At 70.1% G+C, this 6,469-nt stretch carries 7 protein-coding genes and 4 tRNA genes; all 11 read right to left on the bottom strand.

Features of this window, described 5'->3' with window-relative positions:
• Nucleotides 1-89: 89 nt before the first annotated feature.
• Nucleotides 90-165: transfer RNA gene (locus N790_RS03470), tRNA-Thr, on the bottom strand.
• A gap of 34 nt (nucleotides 166-199) precedes the next feature.
• Nucleotides 200-273 (bottom strand) — tRNA-Gly (locus tag N790_RS03465).
• 34 nt (nucleotides 274-307) lie between these two features.
• Nucleotides 308-393 (bottom strand) — tRNA-Tyr (locus tag N790_RS03460).
• A 73-nt stretch (nucleotides 394-466) separates the two neighbouring features.
• The gene (ychF, locus tag N790_RS03455) at nucleotides 467-1,558 is read right to left on the bottom strand and encodes a redox-regulated ATPase YchF (protein WP_043800776.1); all 1,092 of its coding nucleotides are present in this window, start codon (nucleotides 1,556-1,558) and stop codon (nucleotides 467-469) included.
• Nucleotides 1,559-1,574: 16 nt separating this feature from the next.
• A complete protein-coding gene (pth, locus tag N790_RS03450) occupies nucleotides 1,575-2,156 on the bottom strand; it encodes an aminoacyl-tRNA hydrolase (RefSeq protein WP_043800774.1) in 582 nt (193 codons plus the stop codon).
• Nucleotides 2,157-2,207: 51 nt separating this feature from the next.
• Entirely contained in the window at nucleotides 2,208-2,885 is a 678-nt protein-coding gene (locus tag N790_RS03445) for a 50S ribosomal protein L25/general stress protein Ctc (protein ID WP_043800771.1), read from the bottom strand.
• 136 nt (nucleotides 2,886-3,021) lie between these two features.
• Complete coding sequence (locus tag N790_RS03440; protein ID WP_043800768.1) at nucleotides 3,022-3,978, bottom strand: ribose-phosphate diphosphokinase; 957 nt, start codon at nucleotides 3,976-3,978, stop codon at nucleotides 3,022-3,024.
• 47 nt (nucleotides 3,979-4,025) lie between these two features.
• Nucleotides 4,026-4,103: transfer RNA gene (locus N790_RS03435), tRNA-Gln, on the bottom strand.
• A gap of 9 nt (nucleotides 4,104-4,112) precedes the next feature.
• Nucleotides 4,113-4,994 carry a 4-(cytidine 5'-diphospho)-2-C-methyl-D-erythritol kinase gene (gene ispE, locus N790_RS03430; protein ID WP_043800766.1) on the bottom strand — a complete coding sequence of 294 codons (882 nt, stop codon included), beginning with the start codon at nucleotides 4,992-4,994 and terminating at the stop codon, nucleotides 4,113-4,115.
• A complete protein-coding gene (gene lolB / locus N790_RS03425) occupies nucleotides 4,991-5,584 on the bottom strand; it encodes a lipoprotein insertase outer membrane protein LolB (RefSeq protein ID WP_043800764.1) in 594 nt (197 codons plus the stop codon). The genes ispE and lolB overlap by 4 nt, the downstream gene beginning before the upstream one ends.
• Nucleotides 5,581-6,469 (bottom strand): tetratricopeptide repeat protein (locus N790_RS03420; RefSeq protein ID WP_043800761.1); only part of this gene is annotated, 889 nt, incomplete at its 5' end. The genes N790_RS03420 and lolB, both read right to left, overlap by 4 nt.

Here is a 6,469-nt window from a genome sequence, read left to right as displayed (position 1 = left end):
CGCTCGAACTTTTCCTTGGACATTAGCGTTTACCCGGTGGAGTCAAGGTTTGTCTGCGTCCGGACCCGCGCGGCGCGGGACCGGGGTGGTGGTGCTCATGACTGGAATCGAACCAGCGACCTCTTCCTTACCAAGGAAGTGCTCTACCGACTGAGCTACATGAGCGAATCTTGGGTCTTGCGGTGGAACTTCAATCCAATGGAGCGGGAGACGGGAATCGAACCCGCATGATCAGCTTGGAAGGCTGAGGTTCTACCATTGAACTACTCCCGCCCTGCCGGACCGGTGACGACTGGTCCTGCCGAGCTGGTGGAGGGAGGTGGATTCGAACCACCGAAGGCGTGAGCCAGCAGATTTACAGTCTGCCCCCGTTGGCCGCTTGGGTATCCCTCCGTCAGGGAGCCCGTAATTTTCACGGCAGCGGCCCGAATTGTCAACGCCCTCTGAACAATATTTTTCCCCAGCCTCAGACGTTGAAGCGGAAATGCAGGACGTCGCCTTCCTGGACCACGTATTCCTTGCCTTCCAGGCGCAGGCGGCCGGCGTCGCGGGCGCCGGACTCGCCCTTGTACTTGATGAAGTCGTCGAAGGCGATGGTTTCGGCCCGGATGAAGCCCTTCTCGAAGTCGGTGTGGATCACGGCCGCGGCCTGGGGGGCCGTCGCGCCCTTGTGCACCTGCCAGGCCCGGACTTCCTTCACGCCGGCCGTGAAGTAGGTCTGCATGCCCAGCAGGGCGTAGCCGGCCCGGATGACGCGGTTCAGGCCCGGCTCGTCCAGGCCCATGGTGGCCAGGAACTCGGCCCGGTCGGCGTCCTCGAGCTGGGCCAGCTCCTCCTCGATCGCGGCGCAGACAGGCACCACCTGGGCGCCCTCCTTCACGGCCCGGGCCCGGACGGCGTCCAGGTGCGGGTTGTTCTCGAAGCCGTCCTCGAGCACGTTGGCCACGTACATCACCGGCTTGAGGGTCAGCAGGAACAGGTCGCGCACGGCGGCCTTGTCCTCGGCCGACAAGCCCAGGGCACGGGCCGGGGTGCCGTTGTCGAGGCCGGCGCGCAGGCGCGCCAGGACCTCCTTGCGGGCGATGGCGTCCTTGTTGCCGGTCTTGGCCTCGCGCTCGGCACGGTTGAGGGCCTTCTCGACCGAATCGAGGTCGGCCAGGGCCAGCTCGGTGTCGATGGTCTCGATGTCGGAGATCGGGTCGACCTTGCCGGCCACGTGCACGATGTCGGTGTGCTCGAAGCAGCGCACCACGTGCGCGATGGCGTCCACCTCGCGGATGTGCGCCAGGAACTTGTTGCCCAGGCCCTCGCCCTTGGAGGCGCCGGCGACCAGGCCGGCGATGTCCACGAACTCGAACGAGGTCGGGATGACCTTCTGCGGCTTGACGATCTCGGCCAGCTGGTTCAGCCGCGGATCCGGCACCGGCACCACGCCCGTGTTGGGCTCGATGGTGCAGAACGGGAAGTTGGCGGCGGCGATGCCGGCCTTGGTCAGCGCGTTGAACAGGGTGGACTTGCCGACGTTGGGCAGGCCGACGATGCCGCATTTGATACCCATGGTGGGGTCTTCTTCCTCAGGATTTGGGGGTGTGCAGGCGCTTCATCGCCTCGGGGAACTCGCCGGCGACCGCCAGCGGCAGCACCGCCAGGGCGTCGTCGATGGCCCGCAGGATGGCGGCTTCGTCGTCCTTCCCGGGCCGGCCAAGCACCCAGGGGGTGACCTTGTCCTTGTGGCCGGGGTGGCCGATTCCGATGCGCAGGCGGTGGAACTTGCCGTGGCCCAGGTGCTGGATGGTGTCGCGCAGGCCATTCTGGCCGCCGTGGCCGCCATCGAACTTCAGGCGGGCGACGCCGGGCGCCAGGTCGAGCTCGTCGTGGGCCAGCAGGGCCTGTTCGGGCTCGATCTTCCAGTAGCGCAGCGCCGCCGCCACCGATCGCCCCGAGGCATTCATGTAGGTGGCCGGGCGCAGCAGCCAGAGCGTATGGCCCGCCAGCTCGATCTTGGCGGTTTCTCCGTGCAGCTTGGATTCCAGGCCGAAGCGCGCACCGGCCTTTTCGGCCAGGGCGTCAAGAAACCAGAACCCGGCGTTGTGCCGGGTTCGGGCGTGTTCGGCACCAGGATTGCCCAGGCCGACGATGAGACGGAGTGCAGCCACGTCGGAAGATTTCGGTCGCCGCCCCGGCCGGGGCCGGGGCGGCCGGCCGGATTACTTCTTCTTCGGCGCCGCCGGGGCGGCATCGGCCTTGGTGACCTTCGCGGCCGGGACCTCGGCGGAGGTCGGCGCGGCGGTTTCCTCGGCCTCGACGCGGGCGTGCTTGGCGATCACGATCGCCAGGTCATGCTCCTTGCCGTGGGCCAGGGCCGGGATGGTGACGCCCTTGGGCAGCTTGACCTGCGACAGGTGCACGATGTCGCCGACGGCCAGCGCCGACAGGTCGACCTCGATGAACTCCGGCAGGTCCTTCGGCAGGCAGCTGACTTCGACTTCGTTGAGCTCGTGGGTGACCACGACGCCCGCGGACTTGCCGGCCGGCGAGGTTTCCTGGTTCACGAAGTGGAGCGGGACCTTGGCGCGCAGGGCCTCGTTCTCGCTCACGCGCAGGAAGTCCAGGTGCAGGATCTGCTGCTTGAACGGGTGGCGCTGCATGTCACGCAGGAGGACCTTCTGGACCTTGCCGTCGACGGCGAGGTCGAGGATGGCCGAGTAGAACCACTCGTTCTGGCTGGCGATCCAGAGGTGGTTGTGCTCGATCTGCACGCTCTGCGGCTCCTGGTGGCCGCCGTAGACGATGGCCGGGACGTGGCCGCTGCGACGGAGGCGGCGGCTCGCACCCTTGCCCTCGTCCTTGCGGCCGGTGGCCGTGATGTTGTGGTTGGTAGCCATGGTGTTGATGCCTTCTTCAAAGTGATGCGCCTTCCGGCGCTTTCCGCGTTGCCCGCGACCAGGCCCCGCGTCGTTCCCGTTCCGGGAATCGGGGATCGGCGCCCAGCGGTGCCGATCCCCGATTCCCCGCCAGGGGTCAATCCACGTACAGCGAACTCACCGACTCTCCGAAGGCGATGCGGCGGATGGTCTCGGCCAGCAGCTCGGCGACGCTGAGCTGGCGGATGCGCGGGCAGGCCCGGGCGGCTTCCGACAGCGGGATGGTGTCGGTCACCACCAGTTCGTCGAGCTGCGAGTTCGAGACATTCGCGATGGCCGCGCCCGACAGCACCGGGTGGGTGCAGTAGGCCACGACCTTCTTCGCGCCGTTGGCCTTCAGGGCCGCGGCGGCGGCGCACAGCGTGCCCGCGGTGTCGACGATGTCGTCGACCAGCACGCAGGTCTTGCCCGACACGTCGCCGATGATGTTCATCACGGTGGCGACGTTCGCCTTCGGGCGGCGCTTGTCGATGATGGCCAGGTCGGCGTCGTCGAGGCGCTTGGCGATGGCGCGTGCGCGCACCACGCCGCCGACGTCCGGCGAGACCACGATCAGGTTGTCGGTGCCCTGGTTGCGCCAGATGTCGGCCAGCAGCAGCGGCGACGCATAGACGTTGTCGACCGGGATGTCGAAGAAGCCCTGGATCTGGTCGGCGTGCAGGTCCACGGTGAGCACGCGGTCGGTGCCGACGGCGGTGAACATCTTGGCGGCGACCTTGGCCGTGATCGGCACGCGCGCCGAGCGCATGCGGCGGTCCTGGCGGGCGTAGCCGAAGTACGGCACCACCGCGGTGACGTTGGCCACCGACGCGCGCTTGAGCGCGTCGATCAGCACCAGCAGCTCCATGAAGTTCTCGGCGGTCGGCGCGCAGGTGGACTGGATGACGAACACCTCCTGCCGGCGCACGTTTTCCTCGATCTCGACCTGCACCTCGCCGTCCGAGAACTGCCCGACCTGCGCCTTGCCCAGAGGGATGCCCAGCTGGCGGCAGACAGCAAGGGCCAGCGGCCGGTTGGCGTTGCCGGTGAAAACGAGCAGGTTCTGCTTGCTCATGCGGGTGCCTTGCGCGAAGGGTGGGTGGACGGGTGGCGCGACCGGGATGGCTGGGGCGGTAGGATTCGAACCTACGAAATGCCGGGATCAAAACCCGGTGCCTTAGGCCACTTGGCGACGCCCCACCGCTGGATCTAACCGTTTCCGGCCCGGCCCGCGGACAGCGCCCGGTGCAGGGGCGACACGTCCACGCCCATCGCCACCCAGGCGCGCAGGCCCGGGGGCAGGCGCGCCAGCGCGGCTTCGGCGTCGGCGCGCGCGCCGAAGCGCGCGAAACAGCCGCCGCCGGTCCCGGTCAGGGCCGCCGGACCGAGCTGCGCAAGGGCATCCAGCGCCGCCGAAACGGCTTCCGAACGCGAACGCAGCACCGGCTCGAAGGCATTGCCGAGCGCAGAGCCAGAAACGAAGTCCGATATTGTCGCCGCGGGCGCATCCCGGGTCAAATCAGGCGCTTGGAAAAGTTCGGCGGTGGGCACCGAAACCCCGGTATCCACCACCAGGTAGGCCGCCGGGGGCAGCGCGAGCGGCGTGAGCAATTCGCCCACGCCCTCCGCCCAGGCGCTGCGGCCGCGCACGAACACCGGCACATCGGCCCCCAGCTGCAGGCCCAGGTCGGCCAGGCGGTCTTCGCCGAGACGGGTGTCCCACAAGGCATCCAGCGCCACCAGCACGGTGGCGGCATCCGAGGACCCACCGCCGAAGCCGCCGCCGAGGGGAATCTTCTTTTCGACGACGATATCCGCGCCTTGGCTGGTTTTCGATGCCGATTGAAGGAGTTTCGCCGCCCTGACCACGAGGTCTTCGGCCTCGGGAACGGCATAACCCTCGGCGACCTGGCGTCGGATGAGGCCGTCGTCGCGCACCCGCAGGCGCACCGTGTCGCCCCAGTCCAGCAGTTGGAAGACGGTCTGCAGGCGGTGGTAGCCATCCGGCCGGCGGCCGACGATGCGCAGGAACAGGTTGAGCTTGGCCGGGGCCGGCCAGGCGGACCAGCCGCCCTGCCCTCCGGGCGTCACGGCTGGCCCCAGCTTTCCACCACCAGGCGGACGGTGGCGCCGTCGCGCGCGGCGAAGACCCGGCGCGGCCGCGGCGTGTCGCCGGGCAGCCAGTCCCGGTACTCCACCGTCCAGCCCTGCTGGACGATCAGCACCGGCAGACCCTCCGGCCCGAATTCGATGCGGGCCGGCCCCGGGGCCCGGGCGCCCCGCGCCCAGTCGGCAAGGGCGGCCACCGGGATGTCCCAGCCGGTGGCCTCGGCCAGCAGGGCCTCGGCGTCGGCCCCTTCGCGGATCCCGCCCTCCAGGCCCTCCAGCCGCACCTGGCCGGCGCGGCTGACCAAGCGCCAGCTCTTGCGGGTGACCGGCGCGGCCAGCTGGATGTCGTAGCCGTCGGCCTGCTGGCGCCAGTCGAGGCGGCCGCTGCCACCTTCGCCGCCGGCGCTCACCGCCAGGCGGCCGGTCAGGCGCCAGCTTCCCTCCTCGCGCAGCACGGCCTCGCGGGCGGACTGGGCGGCCAACAGGTCGGCGTCGCCACCGGTGCGCACCGGCACGGGGGCGCAAGCAGCCAGCAGCAGGGCGAACAGGCCGAGGGAAAGGCGGCGGATCATGGTTCGTGGGTCTCCAGGGCGAGTCTGAGCGCGGCATTGTCCGGATCCAGGCGCAAGCCCGCACGCCAGGCTTCGCGTGCCTCGGCCTTGCGGCCCGCCGCCCACAGGGCCTCGCCCAGGTGCGCGGCGATCTCGGGGTCGCGCTGCCGGGCCCAGGCGCGCTCGAGCAGGTCCAGCGCGCTGGCGTGCCGCCCCAGTTTCAGGTGCACCCAACCCACGCTGTCGAGGATGGCGGCCGAGTCCGGCGCCAGCGCCAGCGCCCGCTCCAGGTAAGGCAGGGCCTCGCGGTAGCGCTGGCGGTGTTCGGCCAGCGCGTAGCCGTAGGCGTTCAGGGCCTGGGCGCTGTCGGGGTCGTCGTCGAGGATGCGCTGCAGGTCGGCCAGCGCGGGCGCGATGCGCCCGGCGCGCTCGTGCAGCATGGCGCGGCCGTAGAGCAGCGCCGGGTCGCCTTCGAACACCTCCAGCGCCCGGCCGAAGGTGGCCAGGGCCTCGTCGCCGCGGTCGCGGCGCTCGAGCAGCTCGGCTTCGAGCAGGTAGCTGTCGCGCACGAATTCGCCGTCGGCGGCCTGGTCCACCTGCAGTTCGTGCAGGGTGCGCAGGGCCTGGTCGATGCGGCCCAGGCGCCCCTGGGCACCGGCGAGGCGCAGCGTGGCCTGGTCGTGGCCCGGGCCGCGCGGCACGCTGGCATACCACTGCTCGGCCTCGCCCCAGCGCATCAGCGCTTCCGCCAGGTGGCCCAGCAGCAGGCGCCGTTCCGGGGAGGGCGACGGCGTGGCCGCCTCGAGGTACAGCGCCGCCAGCGCCGGCCGGTTGCCGGCGGCCACCAGCCAGCGCGCGCGCTGGCGCAGGCTCGTTTCGTCCTGGGGGCCGGCGGCGAGCGTGGCG

This window comes from Arenimonas malthae CC-JY-1 (assembly GCF_000747075.1).
GTDB lineage: Bacteria > Pseudomonadota > Gammaproteobacteria > Xanthomonadales > Xanthomonadaceae > Arenimonas > Arenimonas malthae.
This window is presented reverse-complemented; position numbering and strand designations above follow the sequence as displayed.